Origin of the sequence: Chitinophaga eiseniae, assembly GCF_900167135.1 — a bacterium.
GTDB lineage: Bacteria > Bacteroidota > Bacteroidia > Chitinophagales > Chitinophagaceae > Chitinophaga > Chitinophaga eiseniae.
In genome coordinates this window covers 1-1,866 of sequence record NZ_FUWZ01000028.1, presented here as the reverse complement: position 1 = coordinate 1,866, position 1,866 = coordinate 1, and the positions used below count along the sequence as shown (strand labels likewise).

The 1,866-nt window shown below is 49.8% G+C and carries 2 protein-coding genes; both read right to left on the bottom strand.

Annotation, left to right across the window (positions count from 1 at the left end; all coding sequences use genetic code 11):
- Positions 1-1,561 (bottom strand): condensation domain-containing protein (locus B5D63_RS34490; RefSeq protein ID WP_235021711.1); only part of this gene is annotated, 1,561 nt, incomplete at its 3' end.
- 17 nt (positions 1,562-1,578) lie between these two features.
- Positions 1,579-1,866 (bottom strand): acyl carrier protein (locus tag B5D63_RS34485; protein ID WP_143313392.1); only part of this gene is annotated, 288 nt, incomplete at its 5' end.

Here is a 1,866-nt window from a genome sequence, read left to right as displayed (position 1 = left end):
GATGCAGCGTGGCCTGCCGCTCAAACAGCCGGTGTACCGTTGCCTCCGAAGGATATCCTACCTGGCTGTGGTCCAGCGACAGCAGCAACGACGATCCTGCTTCCGCGGACAACAGCGGGATATCAGCCAGCCTAATCGATGGACAGGCAATCACGGTGTTGATGATCTCCCGGAAACAGCCTATAAACTCTTTGATGGTGGACTGTCTGAAAAGCCGGGCATTGTATTCAACATTCAAGCGAAGATGATCTGTCATTTCCTTCACCGACAGGGTCAGGTCAAACTTAGCGATAGTGTGCCCGGTATCGTAGGCCGACAATTTCAGCCCCGGTATTTCCAACACAGCGACGTCATCATTCTCATAAGTAAATACCGTATCAAACAAAGGGTTTCGTTGCAGGCTACGATCGATTTTCAAATCGTCTGTCAATTGTTCATATTGGTATTCTTCATGCTCAAGGCAGGACAATACATTTTGTTTTACATCAGCCAGGAACGCTTCAAAAGTTAATGCGCCCAACGGGTAGTTCCTGACGGGAAGCATGTTCACAAACATGCCAATGATATGCTCCAGATCGGGATGCGTACGCCCGGTCACAGGCGTACCTGTTACCACATCTTCCTGGTTGCCCAGCCGGCCCAGTAAAATATTATAAACGGCCAGCATCACCATAAACATGGTCGCGCCATTATCGGCCGCCAGCTGCCGGAGCCGGGCGGTTGACGCATGATCGAGCGCAAAGCTGCACACACCTCCTTCATCAGCCTGTTGCGGAGTGCGGGCAAAGTCTGCCGGCAGCTCCAACACGGGTACGCCCCGCTTAAATACAGACATCCAAAATTCCCCATGCCCCTTCATCTCCGGTGATGCCATCCGCCGTTGCTGCCATTCGGAATAATCTTTATAGTGAAGTTTCAAAGGCGGTAATGTTTCTCCCGCATAGAGCCGTATAAAATCCTTTATCAATATTTCCTGCGAAACCCCGTCTGTGATAATATGATGCATATCCACCATCAGCAGGTTTTCATCGCCTGGCAGATTCACCAGTCCTACTCTCACCAGTGGAGGTACGGCCAGGTCAAACGGTTTCCGGAAGTCTTCAATGCCTTCGCACAAGGTGATATCGAGTGAAAGATCGCTCGCTATCCTTTGTACCGGCACTCCTTCCGCCAGTTCAAAATAAGTACGCAACGCTTCATGGCGCTGAAGCAGCTGGTTAAAAGTACCGGCAATACGGTCTTTATCCGGCTGGCCTTTTAGTTTTATTACCTGCAGCATGTTATAGCGCAACGAGCACTTGTCCAGTTCGTACAGAAAATACATTCTCCTCGCAGCTGAAGAGAGGGAATAACATTCCTGTAAAGGGGCCGGCTGCAGAGAAATAACATCTGCTTTGGCTGTAACACTGCTGATATAGCTGATCAGGGATGCTTTATGCTGCTTTATCTCCTCCAGCAGCTCGCTTGTCAGCACTCCATTCGGAGCGCTGGCTCTCAGCTTGTTGTCTACGAGATTCAGCTCCACTCCCAGCTTCCTGAGTTTAGTGATGATTGCGTTCATAATACAAATACAACCTGTTAATCAAATAAGTATTCTTCATCTGTCGCTATTTCCTGCCGGCCGTCTTTCTTAAGCCACGTCTCATTGTCTATATATTCCGCAGCTTTTTCCAGCGTGCTGTGTTCAAAAAGGTCTTTCAGCGTCATTTGTACTTTAAATGCCTGATAAATCCTGTTCCGGAGTACCAGCGCATTCAGCGAGTGTCCGCCCATCGCAAAAAAGCTGGCGGTGGCGCTGATGTCCGACACGTCCAGTTTCAGTACATCGGCCCAGATGGCCGCCAACCGGATAGCAGTATCGCCGGT